This window comes from Micromonospora sp. NPDC049203 (assembly GCF_043197215.1).
Classification (GTDB): Bacteria; Actinomycetota; Actinomycetes; order Mycobacteriales; family Micromonosporaceae; genus Micromonospora.
This window is the reverse complement of record NZ_JBICSV010000001.1, coordinates 651,444-676,038: the sequence shown is the minus strand read 5'-3', so window position 1 is coordinate 676,038 and position 24,595 is coordinate 651,444. Positions and strand designations below refer to the sequence as shown.

General features: G+C 73.7%; 22 protein-coding genes. 12 read left to right on the top strand and 10 right to left on the bottom strand.

What is annotated here, in order from left to right:
- The first annotated feature begins 162 nt into the window (after positions 1–162).
- Both ACGFIA_RS03155 and ctaD read left to right on the top strand, forming a co-directional pair.
- Positions 163–1,269 carry an FAD-dependent monooxygenase gene (locus ACGFIA_RS03155; protein ID WP_393258223.1) on the top strand — a complete coding sequence of 369 codons (1,107 nt, stop codon included), beginning with the start codon at positions 163–165 and terminating at the stop codon, positions 1,267–1,269.
- Positions 1,270–1,395: 126 nt separating this feature from the next.
- On the top strand, positions 1,396–3,153 hold the full coding sequence (gene ctaD, locus ACGFIA_RS03150; RefSeq protein WP_393258219.1) for a cytochrome c oxidase subunit I: 1,758 nt from the start codon (positions 1,396–1,398) through the stop codon (positions 3,151–3,153).
- Between the two features lie 281 nt (positions 3,154–3,434).
- Here ctaD and ACGFIA_RS03145 read toward each other — a convergent pair whose 3' ends face one another.
- The 3 genes from ACGFIA_RS03145 to ACGFIA_RS03135 are packed head-to-tail and all read right to left on the bottom strand — an operon-like array spanning position 3,435 to position 6,597.
- Complete coding sequence (locus ACGFIA_RS03145; RefSeq protein ID WP_357466918.1) at positions 3,435–4,676, bottom strand: MFS transporter; 1,242 nt, start codon at positions 4,674–4,676, stop codon at positions 3,435–3,437.
- A 39-nt stretch (positions 4,677–4,715) separates the two neighbouring features.
- Positions 4,716–5,297 carry an isochorismatase family protein gene (locus ACGFIA_RS03140; RefSeq protein ID WP_393258216.1) on the bottom strand — a complete coding sequence of 194 codons (582 nt, stop codon included), beginning with the start codon at positions 5,295–5,297 and terminating at the stop codon, positions 4,716–4,718.
- Between the two features lie 13 nt (positions 5,298–5,310).
- Positions 5,311–6,597, bottom strand: coding sequence for a nicotinate phosphoribosyltransferase (locus ACGFIA_RS03135; RefSeq protein WP_357385966.1), 1,287 nt, complete (start codon positions 6,595–6,597; stop codon positions 5,311–5,313).
- Between the two features lie 344 nt (positions 6,598–6,941).
- Here ACGFIA_RS03135 and ACGFIA_RS03130 point away from each other — a divergent pair, with 344 nt between their 5' ends.
- The 9 genes from ACGFIA_RS03130 to rdgB all read left to right on the top strand — a co-directional run bounded on the left by ACGFIA_RS03130 (position 6,942) and on the right by rdgB (position 13,693).
- Positions 6,942–8,477: a hypothetical protein gene (locus ACGFIA_RS03130; protein ID WP_393258213.1), complete on the top strand. Its 1,536-nt coding sequence runs from the start codon at positions 6,942–6,944 to the stop codon at positions 8,475–8,477.
- 115 nt (positions 8,478–8,592) lie between these two features.
- Entirely contained in the window at positions 8,593–8,883 is a 291-nt protein-coding gene (gene clpS / locus ACGFIA_RS03125; RefSeq protein WP_181571954.1) for an ATP-dependent Clp protease adapter ClpS, read from the top strand.
- Positions 8,880–9,383 (top strand): DUF2017 domain-containing protein, encoded by a 504-nt coding sequence (locus tag ACGFIA_RS03120; protein WP_357385962.1) that lies wholly within the window; start codon positions 8,880–8,882, stop codon positions 9,381–9,383. The genes clpS and ACGFIA_RS03120 overlap by 4 nt, the downstream gene beginning before the upstream one ends.
- A gap of 55 nt (positions 9,384–9,438) precedes the next feature.
- On the top strand, positions 9,439–9,927 hold the full coding sequence (locus ACGFIA_RS03115) for a M67 family metallopeptidase (RefSeq protein ID WP_357385960.1): 489 nt from the start codon (positions 9,439–9,441) through the stop codon (positions 9,925–9,927).
- Positions 9,928–9,994: 67 nt separating this feature from the next.
- The gene (locus ACGFIA_RS03110; RefSeq protein ID WP_357385958.1) at positions 9,995–10,333 is read left to right on the top strand and encodes a MoaD family protein; all 339 of its coding nucleotides are present in this window, start codon (positions 9,995–9,997) and stop codon (positions 10,331–10,333) included.
- A gap of 10 nt (positions 10,334–10,343) precedes the next feature.
- Complete coding sequence (locus ACGFIA_RS03105; protein WP_354873450.1) at positions 10,344–11,309, top strand: cysteine synthase; 966 nt, start codon at positions 10,344–10,346, stop codon at positions 11,307–11,309.
- 224 nt (positions 11,310–11,533) lie between these two features.
- The gene (locus tag ACGFIA_RS03100; protein WP_393258207.1) at positions 11,534–12,280 is read left to right on the top strand and encodes an MBL fold metallo-hydrolase; all 747 of its coding nucleotides are present in this window, start codon (positions 11,534–11,536) and stop codon (positions 12,278–12,280) included.
- 73 nt (positions 12,281–12,353) lie between these two features.
- On the top strand, positions 12,354–13,082 hold the full coding sequence (rph, locus tag ACGFIA_RS03095) for a ribonuclease PH (RefSeq protein ID WP_013284361.1): 729 nt from the start codon (positions 12,354–12,356) through the stop codon (positions 13,080–13,082).
- On the top strand, positions 13,079–13,693 hold the full coding sequence (gene rdgB, locus ACGFIA_RS03090; RefSeq protein ID WP_357385954.1) for an RdgB/HAM1 family non-canonical purine NTP pyrophosphatase: 615 nt from the start codon (positions 13,079–13,081) through the stop codon (positions 13,691–13,693). Before rph ends, rdgB begins: the two co-directional genes overlap by 4 nt.
- A 66-nt stretch (positions 13,694–13,759) precedes the next feature.
- Here rdgB and hutH read toward each other — a convergent pair whose 3' ends face one another.
- From hutH to ACGFIA_RS03060, 6 genes are read right to left on the bottom strand one after another with little or no spacing between them, the layout of a single operon-like run.
- Positions 13,760–15,298 carry a histidine ammonia-lyase gene (hutH, locus tag ACGFIA_RS03085; protein ID WP_357385952.1) on the bottom strand — a complete coding sequence of 513 codons (1,539 nt, stop codon included), beginning with the start codon at positions 15,296–15,298 and terminating at the stop codon, positions 13,760–13,762.
- A complete protein-coding gene (hutI, locus tag ACGFIA_RS03080; RefSeq protein ID WP_357386137.1) occupies positions 15,295–16,461 on the bottom strand; it encodes an imidazolonepropionase in 1,167 nt (388 codons plus the stop codon). The genes hutH and hutI overlap by 4 nt, the downstream gene beginning before the upstream one ends.
- Complete coding sequence (locus tag ACGFIA_RS03075) at positions 16,461–17,825, bottom strand: formimidoylglutamate deiminase (RefSeq protein WP_357386135.1); 1,365 nt, start codon at positions 17,823–17,825, stop codon at positions 16,461–16,463. Before ACGFIA_RS03075 ends, hutI begins: the two co-directional genes overlap by 1 nt.
- Positions 17,822–19,042, bottom strand: a complete 1,221-nt coding sequence (locus ACGFIA_RS03070; protein WP_357385950.1) for an allantoate amidohydrolase — start codon at positions 19,040–19,042, stop codon at positions 17,822–17,824. The genes ACGFIA_RS03075 and ACGFIA_RS03070 overlap by 4 nt, the downstream gene beginning before the upstream one ends.
- A gap of 11 nt (positions 19,043–19,053) precedes the next feature.
- Positions 19,054–20,700: a urocanate hydratase gene (gene hutU, locus ACGFIA_RS03065; protein ID WP_357385948.1), complete on the bottom strand. Its 1,647-nt coding sequence runs from the start codon at positions 20,698–20,700 to the stop codon at positions 19,054–19,056.
- Positions 20,701–20,712: 12 nt separating this feature from the next.
- A complete protein-coding gene (locus ACGFIA_RS03060) occupies positions 20,713–21,558 on the bottom strand; it encodes a MurR/RpiR family transcriptional regulator (RefSeq protein ID WP_357385946.1) in 846 nt (281 codons plus the stop codon).
- Positions 21,559–21,672: 114 nt separating this feature from the next.
- Between ACGFIA_RS03060 and ACGFIA_RS03055 the strand changes: the two genes are divergently transcribed.
- Positions 21,673–22,893, top strand: coding sequence for a hypothetical protein (locus ACGFIA_RS03055; RefSeq protein WP_393258200.1), 1,221 nt, complete (start codon positions 21,673–21,675; stop codon positions 22,891–22,893).
- Here ACGFIA_RS03055 and ACGFIA_RS03050 read toward each other — a convergent pair.
- The gene (locus tag ACGFIA_RS03050; protein WP_393258197.1) at positions 22,890–24,575 is read right to left on the bottom strand and encodes a hypothetical protein; all 1,686 of its coding nucleotides are present in this window, start codon (positions 24,573–24,575) and stop codon (positions 22,890–22,892) included. The genes ACGFIA_RS03055 and ACGFIA_RS03050 overlap by 4 nt on opposite strands.
- Positions 24,576–24,595: the final 20 nt, after the last annotated feature.

Here is a 24,595-nt window from a genome sequence, read left to right as displayed (position 1 = left end):
CGCCCTTCCCCCAGATGGGGGCGGGATTCCTGCCGGTGGGACGGGGTGTGCCGCCGACCGGCGGCCCGCGCCAGGGCGCACGGACACTTCCGCCACCTGGTTGCGGCGAGTAATGTCTTGCCTCCAACGCGTTCCGATCCCCCTCCGGAGGCGTACCCCGTGATGGGTGGTTCCCCCCTGCGCATCCTCGTCGTCGGCGCGGGCATCGCCGGCCTCGCCGTGGCCCGGGCGCTACGCCTGGCGGGGTTCCGGCCCGATGTCACCGAGCGGCTGCCGCCCACCGAGTCGACCGAGACCGGCCTCTACCTACCGGGCAACGCCGCCCGGGCGATGCGCCGGCTCGACCTCGACGGGCCGCTGCGCCCGCTCGGCCAGGTGATCCACCGGCAGCGCTTCCTCGACGCCGCCGGGGCGCCGCTGTGCGAGGTCGACCTCGACGCGCTCTGGGCCGGCGTGGGGGAGTGCCGGGCGCTGCCCCGGGCCGAGCTGCACCGGGTGCTGCTCACCGGCGCCGGCGGCGCGGTGCGCCACGGCGCCGAGGTGAGCACCGTCGATCCGCTGCCCGGCCGGGTCGCCGTCGGCTTCACCGACGGCACCGGCGGCGAGTACGACCTGGTCGTCGGCGCCGACGGGCCCCGCTCGGCGGTACGGACGCTCGCCGCGCTCGGCGGACCGCCACGCCCCGCCGGGCAGGTGGTCTACCGCGCCCTGGTGCGCGGCGGCCCCCGGATCGCGGACTGGACCGCCCTGCTCGGCCAGCGGGCCGGTTTCCTGGTGGTGCCGCTCGGCGCCGGACGGCTCCACTGCTATGCCGACGAGGCCGGCACCGACCTGCCCGCCGACCCGCTCGCCCGCCTGCGCGAGCTGTTCGGCTCCTACGGCGGCCCGGTGCCCGAGGTGCTGGCCGCGCTGGAGACCGTGCACGTGGAGCGCACCGAGGAGGTCGAGCTGGGGCGCTGGTTCCACGGCCGGGTGCTGCTCGTCGGTGATGCCGCTCACGCCACCGCGCCGACGTTGTCCCAGGGTGCGGCAATGGCGCTGGAGGACGCCGTCGTGCTCGCCGAGTCGCTGCGGGCCGCCGGCAGCGTCGAGGCCGCGCTGCTCGCGTACGAGAGCCGTCGCCGGCCGCGTACCCGCTGGGTGCGGGACCGGACCCGGGACCGCAACCGCACCCGCGACGTGCCGCCGGCGCTGCGCGACCCGTTGCTGCGCGGACGCGGCGGGCGGATCTTCCGGGAGCACTACCGGCTCCTGACCGGCCCCCTCTAGCGGGCCGAGATCGTAGCCGCCCACCCCACGCGGCGGGGCCACCTACCGGGGACTATCCTCCTTGCGGATGACGGCTGCGCCGATGACCAGCGCGCCGAGCGGGACAACCAGAACCGGAGGCCACTCGTGACCACCGTCGCACCCAAGCCGGTCGTGACCCGGCCCTGGCCGGTCCGCGAGCCGGTCAAGGGGTCGGCCCTCGCGCGGCTGCTGCGCACCACGGACGCGAAGCAGATCGGGATCATGTACATGGTCACCGCGTTCGTGTTCTTCATGATCGGCGGCCTGATGGCCCTGATCATGCGCGCGGAACTCGCGCAACCGGGCCTTCAGTTCCTGTCGCCCGAGCAGTACAACCAGCTCTTCACCATGCACGGCACGATCATGCTGCTGTTCTTCGCGACGCCGATCGTGTTCGCCTTCGCGAACTACGTGGTGCCGCTGCAGATCGGCGCGCCGGACGTGTCGTTCCCCCGGCTCAACGCCTTCGCGTACTGGCTGTACCTGTTCGGTGGCACGCTCGCCACGGCGGGCTTCATCGCCCCGGGCGGCGCTGCCGACTTCGGCTGGACCGCGTACACGCCGCTGAGCACCGCCGACCACGCACCGGGCGTCGGCGCCAACATGTGGGTCGTCGGCCTGGCCATCTCCGGTCTGGGCACGATCCTCGGCGCGGTCAACCTGATCACCACGATCCTGACCCTGCGCGCGCCCGGCATGACCATGTTCCGGATGCCGATCTTCACCTGGAACATGCTGGTCACCAGCCTGCTGGCGATCCTGGTCTTCCCGCTGCTGGCCGCCGCGCTGTTCGCGCTCGCCGCGGACCGCCTGATGGGCGCCCACGTGTACGACCCGGCGACCGGCGGGCCGATGCTGTGGCAGCACCTGTTCTGGTTCTTCGGTCACCCCGAGGTGTACATCATCGCGCTGCCGTTCTTCGGCATCATCAGCGAGATCATCCCGGTCTTCTCCCGCAAGCCGATCTTCGGCTACAAGGGCCTGGTCGCCGCCACCGTCGCCATCGCCGCCCTGTCGATGAGCGTCTGGGCGCACCACATGTTCGCCACCGGCCAGGTGCTGCTGCCGTTCTTCAGCTTCCTGAGCTACCTGATCGCCGTGCCCACCGGTATGAAGTTCTTCAACTGGATCGGCACCATGTGGCGGGGCCAGATCACCTTCGAGACGCCGATGCTGTTCTCCATCGGCTTCCTGGTGACCTTCCTCTTCGGTGGTCTCACCGGTGTGCTGCTGGCCAGCCCGCCGCTCGACTTCCACCTGCACGACTCGTACTTCGTGGTGGCGCACTTCCACTACGTGCTGTTCGGCACGATCGTGTTCGCCGTGTTCGCCGGCATCTACTTCTGGTTCCCGAAGATGTTCGGCCGGATGCTCGACGAGCGACTCGGCAAGATCCACTTCTGGCTGACCATGATCGGCTTCCACACCACGTTCCTGGTGCAGCACTGGCTGGGCAACGAGGGCATGCCGCGCCGGTACGCCGACTACCAGGCCGCCGACGGCTTCACCACGCTGAACACGATCTCCACGATCGGCGCGTTCATCACCGGTATCTCGACGCTGCCGTTCATCTGGAACTGCTGGAAGTCGTACAAGACCGGCCCGGTGGTCGAGGTCGACGACCCGTGGGGCCACGGCAACTCGCTCGAGTGGGCCACCAGCTCCCCGCCGCCGCTGCGCAACTTCGACCGCATGCCGCGTATCCGCTCCGAGCGGCCGGCGTTCGACGCGAAGTTCCCCGAGCTGGCCGCCGGGCAGAGCCTGGCCGGCCCGCCCGAGGGCGGCGCGAAGCCGCTGACCAGCGAGGTGAACGGTGGCGCCAGCTACCAGGAGGACACCGCGGGCAACCTCGACCAGCGCTGAGTACCGCGCAGCCACGTCGAACCGGGCGCCGCACTCCCTCACGGGGGTGCGGCGCCCGCCGCTTTCCCGGCCGGTTGCCCCGGCTGGTTGCCCCGGTCGGTTGTCTCCGTTGATCATGAAGTTGACGGCAGTTCGTGTCCGTTATGTCGCCGCTAACCTCATGATCAGCGGTGCGGGGGTGGAGGGCAGGCGCCAGCTCGGGGAAGTGGTGGTGTCCGGGCGCTTGGACCCAGCCACTTCCCCGTACTGGCTTCGCCCCGCTTCGAGGCGATGGCGGAGGGCTAGCGGGGAGCCAGGGCCAGGGCGGGGTCTGGAGTTGGGGTGGGGACCGGGGTGCGGCGGTGGCGCAGCTCTATCGGGAGCACCGCCACCGCCACCAGCGCGCCGATCGCACCGGTGACCACGAACCCCCACGCGGGCGCGGAGGCGTCGATCACCGCGCCGGCCAGCGGTGCGCCGAGCGCGATGCCGACCGTGACGGCGGAGCCGTGCAGGCCCATCGCCAGACCCCGGACGGAGGACGGGGCCAGCCGGCTGACCGCGTCGGAGGTGGACGCGATGGTGGGGGCGCAGAGCGCGCCGGCCGGAATCAGCGCCAGGCAGAGCAGCCACCAGTGCGACCCGCCCAGCCCCACCGGGATGGTGGTGAGGCTCAGCGCGGCCATCAGCGCCAGCGGGGAGAAGGAGCGGCGTACCGCGCCGTAGGCGAAGCCACCTGCCAGCGAGGCGACCGCCCAGGCGGCCAGCACGGCGCCGGTCCAGCCGACCTCGCCACCGGAGCGGAGCACTGCCACCACCGCGACGTCGGTGCCGCCGAGCACCAGGGTGGCGGCGAGGCTGACGGCCAGGACGGCCAGCAGGCGCGGGGTGAGCCACTCGCGGCGGTGCACCGGGCGCGGCGGCCCGGCCGGCTCGTCGGCGGCCCGGATCGGCGGGTCGAGCAGCCAGAAGCAGATACCGGAGGCGACGATGCCGGCGCCGACCGCCCAGAGCGTCAGGCGCGGCGTGACGGCGGTGGCGAGGGCCACGGCGAGCGCCGGCCCGACCATGAACGACAACTCCACCGCCATCGAGTCGAGCGCGTACGCGGGGCGGCGCTTCTCCGCCGGCACGAGCGCGGCGATCGACTGGCGGACCATCGAGAAGATCGGCAGGGCGAGCAGCCCGGCGAGGAACGCGGCAGGCAGCAGCACCGGATACGACAGCGTGGGCGCGGCGGACCAGAACAGCGCCTCGGCGACAGTGGTGAGCACCAGCACCGGCCGGAGCCCTCGGCGGTCGATGAGCCGCCCGAGCAGCGGGGCGCCGACCGCCGCGCCGACCGTCGACGCGGCGCCGACCAGGCCGGCGGCGCCGTAGCCGCGGCCCAGGTCGAGCACCACGTAGAAGGTGAGCGTCACCCCGGTGGCGGTGAGCGGCACCCGGGCCAGCACCGACACCAGCAGCAACGATCGGAGACCGGGCAGGGCGAGCGCCTCCCGGTAAGGCTTCAGATTCACGACGGTCCGTACCTCCGGCGCCATCCTGGGGCCGGGGTACGACACCCGCAAGCGATTACCGGGTCAAGCGGCGGTGATCACGGGCTCGCCGACCATCGTCACCCCGGCGCCGTCCAGCGCCCGCAGCGCCACGTCGAGCGTGTCCGGTGCGACGGCGGCGGTCAGGTCGAGCAGCACCGTGGTCCGGAAGCCCTCCCGGGCGGCGTCCAGGGCGGTCGCGCGCACGCAGTGGTCGGTGGCGATGCCGACCACGTCGACCCGGTCCACGTCGTGGCGTCGCAGCCAGTCGGCCAGGCACTCGCCGTCGGGGGCGTGGCCTTCGAAACCGGAGTACGCGGCCGCGTGCTCGCCCTTGTGGAAGATCACCTCGACCCGGTCGGTCGCCAGCTCGGGGTGGAACTCGGAGCCGGAGGTGCCGACCACGCAGTGCCGGGGCCAGGAGTCGACGTAGTCCGGCGGGTCGCCGAAGTGCGGGCCCGGGTCGACGTGGTAGTCCTTCGTCGCGACCACGTGGTCCCACCGCTCCGGCTCGGCGGCGAGCAGCCGGGAGATGCCGGCGGCCACCCCTGCCCCGCCGCCGACCGCGAGGGAGCCGCCCTCACAGAAGTCGTTCTGCACGTCCACGATGATCAGGGCGTTGGCCATCAGGGGTTCCTCCTCAGCTCGCGGGTACGACGGTCACTGGTACGGCCGGATCCCCGGCGGAGAGCTTGAGCCCCTCCCACGGGATGGAGATCAGGCACTGGCGCAGGTGGTCCCGGGACTCCTCCAGCGTGGGCAGCGTCTCCGGCTCGCCGGACACCACGTACGAGTGCTGGAGCAACCGGTCGTTGGGCTGCCGGTCCGGCACGCCCTGCGGCACGATGACCTCCTCGGTGGCGGTGCCGGTCGGCTTGTGCCGGCGGACCGCCACCTTCCGGCCGCCGATGGTGGCCTTGTGCTCGGAGCGCTTGACCACCGGCCGCCCCTCCACCTCGACCAGCTTGTAGACCAGTCCGGCGGTGGGCGCACCGGAGCCGGTCACCACTGCGGTGCCGGCGCCGTACATGTCCACCGGTTCGGCGGCGAGCGCGGCGATGGCGTACTCGTCCAGGTCGCCGGAGACGATGATCTTCGTCTCGGTGGCGCCGAGCGAGTCGAGCAGCTCGCGGGACTGCTGGGCGATCACCGCGAGGTCGCCGGAGTCGATCCGGACCGCCCGCAGCTCCGGCCCGGCCACCGCGATGGCGTTGCGGATGCCCTGGGCGATGTCGTACGTGTCGACAAGCAGCGTGGTGTCCTTGCCCAGCGTGGCGACCTGGGAGGCGAACGCGGCCCGCTCGTCGTCGTGCAGCAGCGTGAACGCGTGCGCGGCGGTGCCCGCGGTGGGGATGCCGTAGCGCTGCCCGGCGGCCAGGTTGGAGGTGAACCGGAATCCGGCCAGGTACGCGGACCGCGCCGCGGCGACGGCGGCCTCCTCGTGTGCCCGGCGGGAGCCCATCTCGATCAGGGCCCGCCCCCGGGCCGCGGTGACCATCCGGGCGGCGGCGGCGGCGACCGCGCAGTCGTGGTTGAGCACCGACAGCACGAGCGTCTCCAGCACCACGCACTCGGCGAACGTGCCGGACACGGTGAGGATCGGGGAGCCGGGGAAGAACAGCTCGCCCTCGGCGTAGCCGTCGATGTCGCCGGTGAACCGGTAGTCGGCCAGCCACTGCGCGGCGGGCTCGTCCACCACGCCGGTACGGCGCAGGAAGTCGATCTCCGCCCGGTCGAACCGGAAGTCGCGGATCATCTCGATCAGGCGGCCGGTGCCGGCGACCACGCCGTACCGGCGCCCGGCCGGCAGCCGCCGGCTGAACACCTCGAAGACGCAGCGTCGATCGGCAGTGCCGTCACGCAGGGCCGCGCTGACCATGGTCAGCTCGTAGTGGTCGGTCAGCAGCGCGGGACGAAGGGTGCTCACCGCTCCAGCCTAGAGTTCAGCCCGGATCCGCGCCGTCGTGCCCCGGCATCGACCGCGGAGCGGCCCACGAACTCGCCGCGTCCCTCCGGGCCGCCGACCGCCGGTCGCCGACGGTGGAGGGCATACGGACGACGACCTCCCACCCGCCCATCGACCCGGCACACCGATCGTTCCGGTGCGCGTACGTGCCGTCACGCAGAGAAGCTGAGTAATCTGTTCATTGCCCGTGAGTGTCCGATGTGTTGGTCGTCGGGTGGCCGGCACTCGTACTCTTCCGGCAATCCCTGCAATCGGGGGAAATCCCGCGACCGCCCCCCCTGGTCGCCTCACCGGGAGGCCACCTGATGACGCCAGGTCCGCTCCCCTCGGTCGACGTGCCCGAGCCGCGCCGCCGGGCCCAGCGCTCCGGACGGGTCCCGCAGCCGGCCCGGCCCGTGGTGACCACCGCCGGCCCGGACGATCCGAGCGTCGTGGTCGTCGCCGGTCCGGCCGGTGCGAACCGGCGCGAGCTGATCGCCGGCCTGCTCCGGGCCGAGGCCGCGACGCTCGCCGTGCCGCCGGGAAGCAACCTGCTGGTCCGGCACGCCACCACCGTCACCCGCGCGGCGTACGTCCCGGGCTACCGCCGGCCGCAGCTCTACGCCGCCGCCCCGCCGGCCGCCGCTTCGGCCCGGCCACCCCGGCGGGTCGAGCTGGGCCTGCCCGATCCGCTGCTGCGGCACTTCACGGTGGTCGACACCCCGGACACCGGCACGCTGGGGGTGGCCGGCGCCCGGGTCCTGCGCGACGCCGTCGGCCGGGCCGGCGCGCTGCTCTTCGTGATCTCCGCCGACCAGGCGTTCAGCGCGGCCGAGTTGCATCTGCTGGCCGAGGTGGCGCGTACCCGGGTCGAGGTGTTCTTCGCCGTCACGCCCGGCGTGACCGGCCCGCCGGGCGACGGCGGGCAGGCACCGGGCCGGGTGGCTGCGGTGCCGTCGCCCGGCCGGTCCGGGTCCACCGGCCGGCTCGACCCGGTGTCGGTCTCCACCGAGGCGCACCGCGCGACGTTGCTGGCCGCGGTCCCGGCGCTCGACCGGGCCCGGTGGTTCCCGGCCCGGCGGGCCGAGCTGCCGCGCCTGCGCCGTGCGCTGGTGGGCTGGGCCGACGAGGTGCGGCGCCGCACCGCCGGCCCGCCGGCACCGGACGGCGCGCCCGGCCGGGTGCCGGTGCCGGCCGGCGTCGAGCCGGGCGAGCTGGCCGACCGGATCGACCGCCAGGCCCGCGCCTGCGCCCACCGGATCCGGCAGCACCTCGCCCTGGAGCTGGCGAACATCCACCTGCGGGTGGTGCAGGAGATCGTCTTCGGGGCCGGTTGCGCCGGCCTTCCTCCGCTGCTCGACCGGGAGCTGGAAGCGCTGTCGCTGCTCGCCACCGCACAGTGCGACGAGGCCGTGCGGGACCTGGTCGACGAGGCCGCCGCCCGGGTCTTCGGCGAGCCGCCGGCCGAGGGCGTACGCCGGCGGATCATCCATGCGCTGCGGCGGGGTGTGGCCGACCACCCGGACGCCGCCGAGCTGGACCGGGTGCTCCTGGTGACCAGCACGGCGGGCGTCGCCGGGCTCACCGGTCCCGGTGCCCTGGACGCGCTGGCCGGACTGCCCGGCGCGTCGCGCGACGAGGTCCTCCCGCCGGTCGGCGTCGCCCTCAACGGCGGCTGCTGGCAGCACTGGCGGGCGCCCGGCAACGACGATCCGAACGCCGCCCGCTCCTGGGCCCAGCGCACGCTGCGCGAGGTCGAGCTCGAACTGTCCCGCGAGGTGTCCCGACGTTTCGAGGTGATCCGGCTCTCGCTGGGCACGGTGCTCGCAGATGCTGTCGACCACGGCATCCTGCTGGCCTGACGGGGCCGCCGGCCGGCGGCGACCCGGGCTCGCGTACGCGGCCCGGGCGGGTGACGACGACCGGCGCGCCGTTCCGGTTCATCGGTTCCCGGGATCCGGTGGCACGATGGGGGGCATGGCGGCTCCACAGGTTGCGCCGGTCGAGACGCCGGACACCGAAGAGGTGCCGGTCTCCGACCGGCCGTGGGTGACCATCGTCTGGGACGATCCGGTCAACCTGATGACGTATGTGACCTGGGTGTTCCAGAAGCTCTTCGGGTACAGCCGGGAGAAGGCGGAGCGGCTCATGCTGGACGTGCACCACAAGGGCAAGGCCGTGGTCTCCAGCGGCGCCCGGGAGCGGATGGAGCACGACGCGGCGCAGCTGCACGCGTACGGGCTCTGGGCGACGGTGGAGAGGTCATGAGCATGTTCCGCCGCCGGGGCGACCACTACGTGGCCACGTTCGCGGTCGACGAGGTCCGCGTACTGCGCAAGGTCGCAGGCGAGGTGGTCGGCCTGCTGACCGAAGGCTTCGACCACACCGACCCGGTGGTCGGGCGGCTCTTTCCCGACGTCTACCCGGACGACGACGCCGGCACCGCCGAGTTCCGCCGCTACACCGAGGGCGACCTGAAGACCGCCAAGATCGACCAGGCGGGCGCGATCCTCGCCGCGCTGCCCGACGGCGACGCCGGTGGCGAGGTACGGCTGGACGCGGAGGCGGCCGAGGCCTGGCTGCGCGCGCTCAACGACGCCCGGCTGGCGATGGGCGTACGCCTGGAGATCAAGGACGGCACCGACCTGGACGAGGAACTCGACGACGCGGTGGCCGATGACCCGGGTTCGTCCCGGGTGTTCCAACTGTCGGTCTACCGCTATCTCGGTTATCTCCAGGAGTCCCTGCTCAACGCGCTCATCGACTGAGTGGTGACGGTCGCCACCTCGCCGCCCGGGGTGACCAGGGGCTAGGCTGGCAGGCGTGCTGAGCATCGACCGGTCGATCATCGACGCGATCGTCGCCCACGCGCGTCGGGACCACCCGGACGAGGCGTGCGGCGTGGTCGCCGGCCCCGTCGGCAGTGACACCCCGACCCGGCACATCCCGATGGACAACGCGGCCCGCTCCATGACGTTCTACGAGTTCGACTCGATGGAGCAGCTGCGGGTGTGGCGGGAGATGGACGACCGTGACGAGGAACCGGTCGTCATCTACCACTCGCACACCGCGACGGAGGCCTACCCGTCGCGTACCGACGTCTCCTTCGCCGGCGAGCCGGGCGCGCACTACCTGCTCGTCTCGACCCGCGAGCCCGACACCGAGGAGATCCGCTCCTTCCGGATCGTCGACGGCGTGATCACCGAGGAGCCGGTGAAGATCGTGGATGCGGGCGTGGACCCGAACGCCGTCCAGTCCTACATGTTCGGGCAGAGCCCGGCGACGGTCGACTACGAGTGTTCCGACCGCTGACCTTCAGCGCCGGCACCTTCCTTTTCCCGTCACCTGGCACGATCCCGAACGAGGAGCACGAGACATCATGGCCATCGAGGTTCGCATCCCCACCATCCTGCGCAGCTACACCGGCGGCGCGAAGGTCGTCGAGGGCAGCGGCGACACGCTCGCCGACCTGCTCACCGACCTGGACTCCCGGCACGGCGGCCTGAAGGCACGCCTGGTCACCGACGCGGGCGCGCTGCACCGGTTCGTCAACGTCTACGTCAACGACGAGGACGTCCGCTTCCTCGGCGCGCTCGACGCCAAGCTCAACGACGGCGACAGCGTGACCATCCTGCCGGCCGTGGCCGGTGGCGCGTTCGGCTTCGCGGCCGCCGCGGCGATCGCCTCGCACGCGGTCTCCTCGCGCGCCGCCCGCTGAGGGGGCCGCGATGACGCGGTACGACAGCCTGCTCGACGCCTGCGGCGGCACGCCGCTGGTCGGCCTGCCCCGGCTCTCGCCGACGGTGCCCGAGGGGGCGCCGCCGGTGCGGCTCTGGGCCAAGCTGGAGGACCGGAACCCGACCGGCAGCATCAAGGACCGCGCGGCGCTGTTCATGGTCCGCGCGGCAGAGGAGGCCGGCCGGCTGCGTCCGGGTGACACCATCCTGGAGCCGACCAGCGGCAACACCGGCATCTCGCTGGCCATGGTGGCGAAGCTGCGCGGCTACCGCCTGGTCTGTGTGATGCCGGAGAACGTCTCCACCGAGCGGGTGCAACTGCTCCGCATGTACGGCGCGGAGATCATCTTCTCGCCGGCGGCGGGCGGCTCGAACCAGGCGGTCGCGACCGCCAAGCAGATCTCCGCCGAGCACCCGGACTGGGTGATGCTCTACCAGTACGGCAACGAGGCGAACGCCCGGGCGCACTACGAGACGACCGGGCCGGAGCTGTTGCAGGACCTGCCGGGCATCACCCACTTCGTGGCCGGGCTGGGCACCACCGGCACGCTCATGGGCACCGGGCGTTACCTGCGGGAGAAGGTCGAGGGCATCCAGATCGTGGCGGCCGAGCCGCGCTACGGCGAGCTGGTCTACGGCCTGCGCAACATCGACGAGGGCTACGTGCCCGAGCTGTACGACGCCGGCGTGCTGTCCCGCCGCTTCTCCGTGGGCACCCGGGACGCCGTGCTGCGGACCCGGCAGCTCGTCGAGGTGGAGGGGATCTTCGCCGGGTTCTCCACCGGCGCTATCCTGCACGCCGCGCTCGCGGTGGCGCACGAGGCGGTCCGCGACGGCCGCCGTGCCGACGTGGCGTTCGTGGTCTGCGACGGCGGCTGGAAATACCTCTCGACCGGCGCGTACGGCGGCACCCTCGCCGACGCGGAGGAGGCCCTGGAGGGTCAGCTCTGGGCCTGACGGGCCGATGGCCGGTCCGGTCGGTGGTTCGCCCGCCGGCCGGACCGCCGGTCCCGCCCGTCACGGACGCGTGTCGGTGTCACGTTGATGACAACTTCCGGCAGATGATTCTTGCTCGACCGGGCGACGCGTAGGCTGCGCAGCGTGGCGAGCGCGTCGGTAGAGATCATCGGCGGCGCCGCCGCTGGCGCGTCGACTACGCATGGTGAGATCGAGGCCACCGGATGAGACTGACCGTCCTTGGCTGCGCGGGCAGCTTCCCGGGTCCCGAATCTCCGTGTTCGGCCTATCTGCTGGAAGCCGAGGGCTTCCGGCTCCTGATCGACTTCGGAGCGGGCTCGCTCTCCACGCTCCAGCGCTACGTGGGGCTGCACGCCCCCGACGCCATCCTGCTCACCCACCTGCACTGCGATCACATGTTCGACGCCGTCAACTACGTCGTGGTGCGCCGGTACGCACCGGACGGCCCGTACCCGCCCCTGCCGATGTACGCCCCCTCCGGTGCGCCGGACCGGCTGGCCAGCGCGTACGGGCAGGAGGAGGGCTCGGTGGAGGACGTCTACCAGTTCTACGGCCTCCAGCCGGGCACGTTCCCGATCGGCCCGTTCACCGTCACCGTCGCCCGGATGAACCACCCGGTCGAGACGTACGGGGTGCGGCTGGAGCACGGCGGCCGGGTGTTCTGCTACTCCGCCGACACCGCGCCCTGCGACGCGTTGCTGCGCCTGGCCCAGGACGCCGACGTGTTCCTGTGCGAGGCGAGCTACATGGACGGCGTGGAGAACCCGCCGGACCTGCACCTGACCGGCCGGGAGGCCGGCGAGGCGGCCACCAAGGCGGGGGTGGGGCGGCTCCTGCTCACCCATCTCGTATCCGCCTGGGGCAGCGAGTCGCAGACGGTGGAGGCGGCGGCCGGGGCGTACGCCGGGCCGCTGGACGTGGTCCGGCCCGGCGCCTGCTACGACGTCTGAGACCGGCGGCGGCCGGTCCTCCTCGGCGGGCACCCGCGGGCGGTGCGCTCACCGCACCGCATAGGGTGCAGGCATGGCGCGACCTGACGGGCGGCAGCCCGACCAACTCCGACCGGTGACCCTGACCCGGGGCTGGAGCACCCACCCGGAGGGCTCGGTGCTCGTCGAGTTCGGCGCGACCCGGGTCCTCTGCACGGCCAGCGTCACCGAGGGCGTGCCCCGCTGGCGCAAGGGTTCCGGGCTGGGCTGGGTGACGGCCGAGTACGCGATGCTGCCCCGGGCCACGAACACCCGCTCCGACCGGGAGAGCGTCCGCGGCAAGGTCGGCGGGCGGACCCACGAGATCTCCCGGCTGATCGGCCGCAGCCTGCGCGCGTGCGTCGACCTCAAGGCGCTCGGCGAGAACTCGATCGTGCTGGACTGCGACGTGCTCCAGGCCGACGGCGGCACCCGTACCGCCGCGATCACCGGCGCGTACGTCGCGCTGCACGACGCGGTGACCTGGCTGGCCGAGCGCAAGGCGCTGGCCGGCAAGGTGGAGAAGGTGATGCACCGGTCGGTGGCCGCGGTGAGCGTCGGGGTGATCGGCGGCGAGCCGATGCTCGACCTCTGCTACGCCGAGGACGTCACCGCCGAGGTCGACATGAACGTGGTCTGCACCGGCACGGGCGACTTCGTCGAGGTGCAGGGCACCGGTGAGGCGGGCGTCTTCGCCCGCGACCAGCTCGACGCGCTGCTCGACCTGGGCGTGGCGGGCTGTCTGGAACTGGCCGACGCGCAGCGGAAGGCGCTCTCGTCATGAACAAGGTCCTGCTCGCCACCCGGAACCGGAAGAAGCTCGTCGAACTCCAGCGCATCCTGGACGGCGCACTCGGCGCGCACCGGATCGCCCTGCTCGGCCTGGACGACGTCGAGGAGTACCCGGAGCTGCCGGAGACCGGCCTCACGTTCGGCGAGAACGCGCTGATCAAGGCGCGGGAGGGCTGCCGGCGCACCGGCCTGCCGACCATCGCCGACGACTCCGGCCTGGCCGTGGACGCCCTCAACGGCATGCCGGGTGTGTTCAGCGCCCGCTGGTCCGGCCGGCACGGCGACGACCGGGCCAACCTCCAGCTCGTGCTCGACCAGGTCGGCGACGTGCCGGACGAGCACCGGGGCGCCGCGTTCGTCTGCACCGTCGCGCTGGTGCTGCCGGGCGGCAAGGAGCACCTGGTCGACGGCCGCCAGTCCGGCCGGCTGCTGCGCGCGCCGCGCGGCGAGGGCGGCTTCGGTTACGACCCGATCTTCCTGGGCGACGGGCAGGAACGCACCAACGCGGAGCTGACCCCCGAGGAGAAGGACGCGGTCAGCCACCGGGGCAAGGCGCTGCGGGAGCTGGCCAAGCTGGTCGCGAAGGTGCTCCCGCCCGCCTGACCGCTCCCGCCCCCCTGACCGCTCCCGCTCCGGCCGGGCGCCGAGCCGGCGCCCGGACCGGGCCGTTCAGCCGAGCGGGCCGATCTCCCGCTCGATCGCCGCGCGCAGCTCCGGGCCGCGTACCACCTCGCGCGCGGCCTCCATCAGCGGCGCGAGGAACACGTCAGGGCCCGGCTCGCCGATGGTGTCGCCGAGCGCGGCCAGCGCCGCCCGTCCGGCCGGTGACGGCGTCAGCGGCGCGCGGAGCTGAAGCCCGCGTACGGCCGCCAGCAACTCCACCGCGAGCAGGCTGGTCAGGTTGTCCAGCACGGTGCGCAGCTTCTTGGTGGCCGCCCAGCCCATCGAGACGTGGTCCTCCTGCATCCCGCTGGTGGGCAGCGAGTCGATCGAGGCGGGCGCGGCGAGCCGGCGGTTCTCCGCCACGATCCCGGCGGCCGTGTACTGGGCGATCATCAGCCCGGAGTTCACCCCGGCGTCGGGGGACAGGAAGGCGGGCAGGTCCCGGGAGCGGGTGACGTCCAGCAGCCGGTCCACCCGGCGCTCGGCGATCGCGCCCACCTCGGCGGCGGCGATGGCCAGGTAGTCGGCGGCGAAGCCGAGCGGCGCCCCGTGGAAGTTCCCCGTCGACTCGACGCGCCCGTCCGGCAGCACCACCGGGTTGTCCACCACCGACAGCAGTTCCCGCCCGGCCACCACCTCGACGAAGTCGAGCGTGTCCCGGGCCGCGCCGGCCACCTGCGGGGCGCAGCGCATCGAGTACGCGTCCTGCACCGCGTGCGCCAGGTCGTCGCGGTGCGAGTCCATCACCGCCGAGCCCTGCAACAGCCGGTGGATGTTCGCCGCCGACGCGGCCTGACCCGGGTGCGGGCGGATCGCGTGCAACTCGGGCAGGAACGGCCGCTCCGAGCCGAGCATCGCCTCGATGGCCAGCGCCGCCGTCACGTCCGCCATGGCGAACAGGTGCCGGGCGTCGGAGACGGCGAGCAGCAGCATGCCGAGCATGCCGTCGGTGCCGTTGATCAGCGCCAGCCCTTCCTTGGCGGCGAGCGACACCGGCTTGAGCCCGACCCGGCGCAGCGCGTCGGCGGCCGGGATGCGGTCACCGCCCGGGCCGAGCACCCAGCCCTCGCCGAGCAGCACCAGCGCGCAGTGCGCCAGCGGCGCCAGGTCGCCGGACGCGCCGAGTGAGCCGTGCTCGGGCACCCACGGCGTGACCTCGTGGTTGAGCAGGTCGACGAGCGCCTCGGCGACGAGCGGGCGGACCCCGGAGCGGCCGAGCGCCAGCGAGCGGACCCGCAGCAGCATCATGGCGCGTACCACCTCGCGCGGCATCGGCGCGCCCACCCCGGCGGCGTGCGAGCGGATCAGCGCGTGCTGAAGCTCGGCCCGGCGTTCCGGTGCGACGAACGTGTTCGCGAGCGCGCCGAAGCCGGTGGAGACGCCGTACACCGGCCGCCCGGCCGCCTCGATGCCGTCCACGATGGACCGGCTGGTCGCCATCGCCTCGGTGGCGGCCGGGTCGAGCACGACCTTGGCGGTGCCGCGGGCCACCGCGAGCACGTCGGCGGGGGTGATCCCGGTGGACAGGATGGTCACTGTGGTCATCGCGGCACTCCGTTGTGCAGAACCTGGCGGATCAGTGGCACCCCCGGCCGGTAGGCCAGGTGCAGGTGGGACGGGGCGTCGAGGACGACCAGGTCGGCCCGTGCCCCGGGGACCAGCCGCCCCACGTCGGTGCGGCGCAGCGCCGCCGCCCCGCCGGCGGTCGCGGCCCACACCGCCTCCGCCGGGGTCATCCGCATCTCGCGTACGGCGAGAGCGACGCAGAACGGCATCGACGACGTGTACGACGAGCCGGGGTTGCAGTCGGTGGCCAGCGCGACTGTGACGCCCGCGTCGAGCAGCCGCCGGGCGTCCGGGTACGGCGACCGGGTGGAGAACTCCGCGCCCGGCAGCAGCGTGGCTACCGTCTCCGAGCCGGCCAGCGCGTCGACGTCGGCGTCGGTCAGGTGGGTGCAGTGGTCGACGCTGGCCGCCCCCAGCTCCACGCCGAGCCGCACGCCCGGCCCGGGGCCGAGCTGGTTGGCGTGCAGCCGTACGCCCAGACCGGCGGCCTGCCCGCAGGCGAGGATCGCCCGCGCGTGGTCGGCGTCGAACGCGCCCCGCTCGCAGAACACGTCGATCCAGCGGGCGTACGGCGCGGCGGCGGCCAGCATCGGGCCGCAGACCATGCCGACGTAGTCGTCCGGGCGGTCGGCGTACTCGGCGGGGACCACGTGCGCGCCGAGGAACGTGGTGTCCGCTGTGAACTCGGCGGCGATCCGCAGCGAGCGGGCCTCGTCGGCGACGGTGAGGCCGTACCCGCTCTTGATCTCGACGGTGGTGGTGCCCTGCCGCAGCATCTCGGCGCGCAGCCGGCCCACTGTGGCGCGCAGGTCGTCGTCGGAGGCCGCGCGGGTGGCGCCGACTGTGGTGCGGATGCCGCCGCCGGTGTAGCGCTCGCCGGCCATCCGGGCGGCGAACTCGGCGGCCCGGTCCCCGGCGAAGACCAGGTGCGCGTGGCTGTCCACGAAGCCGGGCAGCACGGCCGCGCCAGCGGCGTCGATCCGCCGGTCGGCGGCGGGCGCGTAGCGGGCCGACCCGATCCAGGCCACCTGGCCGTCCTCGACCAGCAGCGCGGCGTCGCGCCGGATGCCCAGCGGGTCGTCGGGCCGGCCCTCGTTGGTGACCAGCTCGCCGATGTGGTCGACGAGCAGGCTGCCGCGCATCACGAATCCTCCTTCGCGGTCACCGCCGCGATCGAGTCCCGCAGCTCGGTGGGCACGTCGACGGTCAGGTGGCGGCCACCGGCCACCACGGGCCGGCCGTCCACCACGACGCTCGTCACGTCGGCGGCGGTGGCGGCGAAGAATGCGCCGACCGGCGGCACCCCGGCGGTGCGGGCGCTGTCCAGCCGTACCGTGACCAGGTCGGCGCGCTGCCCGACGGCGAGCCGGCCGGCGTCGCCCCAGCCCAGCGCGGCGTGCCCGCCGACGGTGGCGGCGCCGACCAGCTCGGCCGGCGTGAAGTGCCCCCGCCTGCGGGTACGCAGCCGCTCGTCCAGCTCGACCGCGCGAGCCTCCTCGAACAGGTCCACCACGGCGTGGCTGTCGCTGCCGAGGCTGAGCGGGCTGCCCGCGTCGGCCATCCGGCGGGCCGGGCCGATCCCGTCGGCCAGGTCGCGTTCGGTGGTGGGGCACAGGCAGACGCGGGTACGGCTGTCGCCGAGCAGCGCCACGTCGGCGGCGGTCGGGTGGGTGGCGTGCACGGCCGTGGTGTGCGGGCCGAGCACCCCGTGGTCGGCCAGCAGCCGTGCCGGGGTGCACCCGTGCGCCGCCCGGCAGGCGTCGTTCTCGGCCGGTTGCTCGGACAGGTGCACGTGCAGCGGCAGCCCGTTGCGGTCGGCCCAGCCGGCCACCGTGGCGAGCTGCTCGGCCGGGACGGCGCGTACCGAGTGGATGGCCGCGCCGAGCCGGACGTGCTCGTCGGACGGGCGGAACGCGTCCACCCGCGCCGCCCAGCGCAGGGCGTCGCCGTCACCGAAGCGGCGTTGCGGCCCGGACAGCGGCGTGCCGTCCACGCCCCCGGCCAGGTACGCGGTGTCCAGCAGCGTGAGCCGGATTCCGGCGTGCGCGGCGGCCTCCACCAGCGCGGCGGACATGGCGTTCGGGTCGTCGTACGGCGTGCCGCCGGGACCGTGGTGCAGGTAGTGGAACTCGCCCACGCAGGTGATCCCGGCCAGCGCCATCTCCGCGTACACGGCGCGGGCCAGTGCCAGGTAGGTGTCCGGGTCGAGGCGGGTCGCGATCGCGTACATGAGGCTGCGCCAGGACCAGAAGTCGCCGCGCCCGTCGTGGGTGCGCCCGCGCAGCGCCCTGTGGAACGCGTGCGAGTGGGCGTTCGCCAGGCCGGGCACGGTCAGCCCGGGCAGCGGGACCGCGTCGCCGAGCACCTCCACGCCGGCGGTCGGCGGGCTGTCGCGGCCCAGCGGGGTGACCGCTGTGAACCGCCCGTCGACGGCCTCGATCAGCACGTCCCGGGTGGGTTCGGCACGGTCGGGCAGCCAGGCGTACTCGGCCAGCCAGCGGGTCAGCGGCATGCCAGTTCCTCCAGCACCCGGGCCAGGGCGGCCACCCCGGCGGCGCAGTCGGCGTCGGTGGCCGCCTCGGCGGGGGAGTGCGACACCCCGGTCGGGTTGCGCACGAACAGCATCGCGGTGGGCAGGTGCGCCGCCAGCACGCCCGCGTCGTGCCCGGCGCCGGTGGGCAGCACCGGCGCGTCGAGCAGCGCGGCCAGCCGGTCGGCCAGCCCACGGTCGAACGCGACGAGCGGGGTCGCCGACTCCTGCGTGCAGGTCAGCGCCGTCCCGTCGCGGCCGGCCCGGTCGGCGGCCTTGGTGCGTACCGCCTCGACCAGACCGTACAGCGTCTCCGCCTCGGCCGCCCGCGCGTCCAGCCAGCCGGTGACCCGGGACGGGATCGCGTTCGTGGCGTTCGGCTCGACCGACACCCGGCCCACAGTGGCGTGCGCGTCGCGCAGCCGGGCCTCCTTGTTCGCCGCCAGCACCGTGAACGCGTAGGTGAGCATCGGGTCGCGGCGGTCGGCCATCCTTGTCGTACCCGCGTGGTTGCCCTCGCCGGTGAAGTCGAACCGCCACCGGCCGTGCGGCCAGATCGCGGAGGCCACCGCGACCGGCGCGTCCCGGTCGACCAGCGCGCGGCCCTGCTCGACGTGCAGCTCCACGAAGGCCGCGAAGCGGCCGAGCAGCGCCGGGCCGGCGCCCGCCGGCCGCTCGCCCAGCGCCTCGGCGAAGGTCGTCCCGGCCTGGTCGCGCAGCCCGGCCGCGCGGTCGACGTCGATCTCGCCGGTGAGCAGCCTCGACCCCAGGCAGGGTACGCCGAACCGCGCGCCCTCCTCCTCCACGAACGCGGCCACCACCACCGGCCGGTCCGGGGTGACGCCCGCGGCCCGCAGCTCGTCCACGGCGAGGAGCGCGCTGACGATGCCGAGCGGACCGTCGTACGCGCCGCCGTGCGGCACCGAGTCGAAGTGGCTGCCGGTGAGCACCGCGCCCCCGGTCTCCGGGTCGCCCCACCAGGCGAACAGGTTGCCGTTGCCGTCCTGCTGAACCGGCATCCCGCGGGCGTCGGCCTGGTTGTGGAACCACTCCCGCAGCCGCAACTCCGGTTCGGTGAGCGCGTAGCGCAGGTAGCCGCTGCTGCCCTCGTCGCGCCCGATCGGCGCGACCTCGTCCCACAGCTTCCGGAATCTGTTAGGAAGGGACCCTTCACATGCAGAATGCGTTAACAAGGGGCCCTTCCTTACTCGGCCATGGGGACGCGCACGCCGGTGCGCTCGGCTACCGCGCGGGCGTCGTCGTAGCCGGCGTCGACGTGCCGGATCACGCCCATCGCCGGGTCGTTTGTGAGCACGCGCTCGATCTTCTGCCCGGCCAGCTCACTGCCGTCGGCCACGCAGACCTGGCCGGCGTGGATGGACCGGCCGATGCCGACGCCGCCGCCGTGGTGGATGGACACCCAGGACGCGCCGCTGGCGGTGTTGACGAGCGCGTTCAGCAGCGGCCAGTCGGCGATCGCGTCGGAGCCGTCGGCCATCGCCTCGGTCTCCCGGTAGGGGCTGGCCACGCTGCCGCAGTCCAGGTGGTCCCGGCCGATCACCACCGGCGCGCTCAGCTCGCCGGAGGCGACCATCTCGTTGAACCGCACCCCGGCGCGGTCCCGCTCGCCGTAGCCGAGCCAGCAGATCCGCGCCGGCAGGCCCTGGAACGCGACCCGCTCGCCGGCCATCCGGATCCACCGGGCCAGCGACTCGTTCTCCGGGAACAGGTCGAGGATCGCGCGGTCGGTGGCCGCGATGTCGCGCGGGTCGCCGGAGAGCGCGGCCCAGCGGAACGGGCCCTTGCCCTCGCAGAACAACGGCCTGATGTACGCGGGCACGAACCCGGGGAAGTCGAACGCCCGCTCGTATCCGCCGAGCTTGGCCTCGCCCCGGATCGAGTTGCCGTAGTCGAAGACCTCCGCGCCCGCGTCCAGGAAGCCGACCATCGCCTCGACGTGCTTCGCCATCGACGTTCGGGCCCGGTCGGTGAACTCGGCCGGCTTGGCCGCCGAGTAGTCCCGGGCGTCGCCGAGGTCCACGCCCTCCGGCACGTACGACAGCGGGTCGTGCGCGCTGGTCTGGTCGGTCACGATGTCGATGGCCACGCCCCGGCGCAGCAGCTCGGGGAAGACGGTGGCGGCGTTGCCGACCACCCCGACGCTCAGGGCGCGCCGGTCCCGCTTCGCCGCGAGGGCCCGCTCGACCGCGTCGTCGAGCGAGTCGGCGATCTCGTCCAGGTAGCGGTCGTGCGCCCGCCGCTCCAGCCGGGACCGGTCCACGTCCACGACCAGGCAGACACCGCCGTTCATGGTGACCGCGAGCGGCTGCGCCCCGCCCATCCCACCGCACCCGGCGGTGAGCGTCAGCGTGCCGGCGAGCGTGCTCTCGAAGCGCTTGGCCGCCACCGCGGCGAACGTCTCGTACGTGCCCTGGAGGATGCCCTGGGTGCCGATGTAGATCCAGGAACCGGCGGTCATCTGCCCGTACATGGTCAGGCCCAGCGACTCCAGGCGGCGGAACTCCGGCCAGGTGGCCCAGTCGCCGACCAGGTTGGAGTTGGCGAGCAGCACGCGCGGCGCCCACTCGTGGGTGCGCATGACCCCGACCGGGCGGCCGGACTGCACGAGCATCGTCTCGTCGTCGCGCAGGTCGGTCAGCGTGCGCACCAGCGCGTGATAGGACGGCCAGTCCCGGGCGGCCTTTCCGGTGCCCCCGTAGACCACCAGGTCCTCGGGACGCTCGGCCACCTCCGGGTCGAGATTGTTCATCAGCATCCGCAGGGCGGCCTCCTGCGGCCACCCCTTCGCGGTGCGTGCGGTGCCGCGAGCGGCGCGGACGGGCTGGTGCATCTCGTACTCCTCTCAGCCGAGGAACAACTGGCGGCGGGCGGCGGACGACTCGAACGCCTCGAGCCGGCTCTGGGTCTCGGCCGGCGCGGCGTCGCAGATCGCCTGGAGCACCACCATGGCCAGCGTCATCGGTGCGGTGTGCAGGTCGAAGACCAGGTCGGCGCCGACGGCGGCGGGCAGCACCACCTGGGCGTACTCGGTGGCCGGGCTCACCGGCGAGTCGGTGATCGCCACGACGGTCAGGCCGGCGTCGCGGGCCTCGCGCAGCGCGTCCAGGGTCTCCCGGGGGTAGCGGGGCAGCACGAACGCGAGCAGCGCCGTCGCGCCGGCCGCGACGGCCTGGTCCAGGCGGTCGACGAGCATGCTGCCGCCGTCGTCGAGCACCCGCACGTCCGGGTGCACCTTCGCGGCGAAATACGCGAAGTATGCGGCCAGCGGCGCGGCGGCGCGCAGCCCGAGCACCGGCAGCGGACGGCTGACCGCCAGCAACCTCCCCACCTCGGCGACCCGGTCGGCGTCGGCGAGCTGCGCGGCGAGCCGGTCCAGGTTGTCCCGCTCGGCGTGCACCGCCCGTTGCAGCGCGTTCCCGGCGGTCGGTTCGGCCGGCTCGGTGACCGTGAGTTCCCGCAGGCGGCGGCGCAGCGCGGGATAGCCGTCGTGCCCGAGCGCCATGGCGAACCGGGTCACCGACGGCTGGCTGACGCCGGCCAGCTCGGCCACTTCGGCGGCGGACAGGTACGCCGCCGCGCCCGCGTGCCGCACCAGGCAGTGGGCGATGCGGCGCTGGGTCGGGGTGAGCCGCACGCCGTGGAACAGGTCGAGCAGGCGGTCGGGGGTGGCCGCACCGCTTTCATTCACACTGCGACTCTATGCATGAAAACTTTCAGTACGCAAGGGCGGCGCGACCGCAAAGAGATCTGATGAGCGTGCTCTCTGTACTATCCGCACGGCGGGTGAGCAGAGGAGTGGGGCATGCAGCCGGAAGGTCCGTACAGGTTCACCGAGGTGCTGGGGGAGTGCCAGGTCGGCAGGGCCTGGGCCGCACTCGACGGGCAGGACCGCGCGCTGACCGTCGCGGTGCTGGACGGCGCCGCAGCCGGGGACCAGCGTTGGCGCGAGGCGTTCACCAACGCGGCGAACGTGCTGGCCCAGACGCCCGGCGGCCACCGGTACGTCAACTCCGACTTCGCCGCCGGCCAGCCCTGGGTGGCGTACCCCTCCGAAGAGGACGGCGCCGCCGAGCGGCTGTTCCGCAGCCTGGGCATGGACTACCAGCGCATCGCCACCGCCGAGATCCTTCCGCCGCCCCCGCCGGTGTCCGCGCCGCCGCGGCAGGTCTCGTCGCCGCCGCAGTTGCCGTGGAGCCCGCAGCCGTGGGCGATGGCGCCGCAGCAGCCGGTCTCCGGCGCACCCGTGTCCGCCGGTGCGCCCGTCTCCGCAGGCGCTCCGGTGTCACCAGGTATGCCGGTGTCGCCGGGCATGCCGGTGCGGGCGATCCCGGCCCAGGCCGGCGCCTCGGACCCGCTCGTGGCCACCGGAGGGCCCCGGATCGCACCGGTCGCCCGTCCGCCCAAGAGCCGTACCGGCCTGTGGATCGGCGGCGTGGTCATGGCGGCGGTGCTGGCCGGTGGCGCCGGGCTGCTGGCCGGGCGCTCGCTCGCCGACGGAGGCGAACCGTCCACTCCGGTGGCCAGCACCTCGCCGGCGCTCTACGAGGCCACCCAGCAGTCGCTGAACAAGGCGAAGTTCGACGCCACGCTCATGCCGATCGCCGAGCCGTGGCTCGACGGGGTGGGCGGCTGCGCGATCAACACCGAGAAGAGCGGCCCCGGGCTCGCCGCGGGCGAGAAGCAGCATGTCTTCTGCCGCTACCTGGGCGTGTCGCTGCACTTCGCCGAGTACGAGTCGGCTGAGAAGAAGGAGGCGGCTCGCGCCTTCCGCCAGCAGATGGGCATCATCGGCCGTGCGCTCGCGCCGGGCATGCGGGAGGCCGGGCCGGCCGCCGGCGGTGTCAGCGGGGCGCAGGGCAGCTACGTCGAGTACGCCGGCAACGGCCAGGACGGCCGCCCGGTCTGCGGCATCTGGTGGGGCCGGGACAACGACACCAGCGCGATCTACATGGAGACGCCGTGCGGGGCCGGGCTCGGCGGCAACTGGGACGCGCTGCGCGACCTCTGGCAGCGCCACAGCTAGCGGACAGCCGCCCCGTTGGGCGGTGGCACCAGGCAGACGTCGCCGCCCTTGGTGACGCCCGCTGCGAGGTCGAAGCGGACCACACGCGCACCGCCGAACTGCCGCTCGGTGACCGCCACGCCACTGCCGCCGAGCCGGACGATGACGTCCCGGTTCGCGGCGTCGGCCCAGTCGGTGGCCTGGAACAGCCAGACCCGGGACCGGCCGGGCAGCAGCGTCGACACGGTCCGCCCCGGGCAGCCGCCCGGCCCGGCCGCGACCACGTACGCGTCGGCCGGCGGGCCGTACCACGCCTGGGCGTTCCACGAGACGGTGGTGGCCAGCACCAGGTCACCCGGGCGGCGCTTGTCGTCCAGGTGGCGCAGCGCGCCCCGGTAGTCGACCGCGTTGGCGCCGCCGCCCTGGGCGAAGGCCCGCGCCGGATGCACAGTCGCCACGACGGCGGTGGCCAGTTGCGGCACGGCGAGCGCGAGCAGCAGCACCACCCCCACCGCCCACCTGACCTGGGCGGGCAGGCCGGCGCGCTGTGGTGGCGGCGCGACGGCGAGCGCGGCGAGCAGCAGGCAGGCCGGCACCGCGTACAGCGCCAGCCGGCCGTTGAACGGGTAGACCGACACCGCCGCGCCGGCCAGCCCTGCTGCCAGCGGCGTGAGCAGCACCAGCACCGCGACGGTCGACAGCCGGCGCAGCCCGGCCGCCGTGCCCAGCACCAGCAGCGGTACGACGACCCATGCCGACCAGGCCACGAACGGCACGGTGGCGAGACTCCGGTACGTCGCCGCGAGCCATTCCACAGTGGCGGGCAGGTCGGTCAGCGAGTGGGCCGGGTAGATCGACTTTCCCCGCCAGTACGCGGCGAGCTGCTGATCGGCGAGCCCCGGCGCGAGGAACAGCACGTACACCACGAGCGCCACCACGGCCCAGGCCGGCGCCGGGGCGAGGAACCGGCCCAGGTCACGCCACCTGCTCGTCCACTGCCGGTCCCGGCGGGACAGCGCGTACCCGCCGATCAGCACGCCGAGCGCGCCGGTGACCGGAATGGACAACGTGCTGACGAACGCCGCGACCGCCGCGACCGACCAGAACACCGCCGACCCGGCCCAGGTCGGCCCGTTCCGGACGAGCAGCAGCGCGAGCCCGACCACGAGCGTGACGGCGAACGCCTCGGCGCTGTACTGCTTCAGCTCGTTGGAGTAGCCGATCAGGAACGGCGCGACGACGACCAGCAGCAGCGCCGCCAGCGCGGCGAGCGGCGGCAGGAGTCGCCGGCCGAGCCACGCCACGAGCGGCAGCAGCGCCAGCCCGAACAGCAGCGGCACCAGCCGCAGCGCCCGCTCACCGTCGCCGAACTGCGCGAACGCGAACCGTTCCAGCCACAGCCAGCCGGGCGGCGCCGACTGGCTGAACGCCAACGGCCGTAACAGGTCCAGGTAGCCGCGCTCCCGGATGTTGTGCGCGATGGAGAGCTCGTCGCTCCAGAAGCTGCGCGCGTACGCCCACTGCCGGATCCGCAGCACCGCGCCGAGCGTGACAAGCAGGCCCGCGACGGCCCAGTACGGGGACCGGCTCAGACGGTCCCACGCGACGGCGACGACCTCGGCGGGCGTGCCCGGCCGCGACGCCACCGGCGTCGCCGACGCGGGCGCCGTCGAGGGGGAGAAGGCCGGGCGTGTCACGGACACGGCGAGACGGTATCAAAGCC

Excerpts from the sequence above, each read along its gene's own strand:
- hutH (WP_357385952.1), bottom strand. The coding sequence starts at position 15,298 with ATGACCACAGTGACCATCCTGTCCACCGGGATCACCCCCGCCGACGTG.
- hutU (WP_357385948.1), bottom strand. The coding sequence starts at position 20,700 with ATGCACCAGCCCGTCCGCGCCGCTCGCGGCACCGCACGCACCGCGAAG.
- ACGFIA_RS03110 (WP_357385958.1), top strand. The coding sequence starts at position 9,995 with ATGGCCATCGAGGTTCGCATCCCCACCATCCTGCGCAGCTACACCGGC.
- ACGFIA_RS03145 (WP_357466918.1), bottom strand. The coding sequence starts at position 4,676 with ATGGCGCCGGAGGTACGGACCGTCGTGAATCTGAAGCCTTACCGGGAG.
- ACGFIA_RS03105 (WP_354873450.1), top strand. The coding sequence starts at position 10,344 with ATGACGCGGTACGACAGCCTGCTCGACGCCTGCGGCGGCACGCCGCTG.
- ACGFIA_RS03155 (WP_393258223.1), top strand. The coding sequence starts at position 163 with ATGGGTGGTTCCCCCCTGCGCATCCTCGTCGTCGGCGCGGGCATCGCC.
- ACGFIA_RS03140 (WP_393258216.1), bottom strand. The coding sequence starts at position 5,297 with ATGGCCAACGCCCTGATCATCGTGGACGTGCAGAACGACTTCTGTGAG.
- ACGFIA_RS03120 (WP_357385962.1), top strand. The coding sequence starts at position 8,880 with ATGAGCATGTTCCGCCGCCGGGGCGACCACTACGTGGCCACGTTCGCG.
- rdgB (WP_357385954.1), top strand. The coding sequence starts at position 13,079 with ATGAACAAGGTCCTGCTCGCCACCCGGAACCGGAAGAAGCTCGTCGAA.
- rph (WP_013284361.1), top strand. The coding sequence starts at position 12,354 with ATGGCGCGACCTGACGGGCGGCAGCCCGACCAACTCCGACCGGTGACC.
- ACGFIA_RS03055 (WP_393258200.1), top strand. The coding sequence starts at position 21,673 with ATGCAGCCGGAAGGTCCGTACAGGTTCACCGAGGTGCTGGGGGAGTGC.
- clpS (WP_181571954.1), top strand. The coding sequence starts at position 8,593 with ATGGCGGCTCCACAGGTTGCGCCGGTCGAGACGCCGGACACCGAAGAG.
- hutI (WP_357386137.1), bottom strand. The coding sequence starts at position 16,461 with ATGCGCGGCAGCCTGCTCGTCGACCACATCGGCGAGCTGGTCACCAAC.
- ACGFIA_RS03130 (WP_393258213.1), top strand. The coding sequence starts at position 6,942 with ATGACGCCAGGTCCGCTCCCCTCGGTCGACGTGCCCGAGCCGCGCCGC.
- ACGFIA_RS03100 (WP_393258207.1), top strand. The coding sequence starts at position 11,534 with ATGAGACTGACCGTCCTTGGCTGCGCGGGCAGCTTCCCGGGTCCCGAA.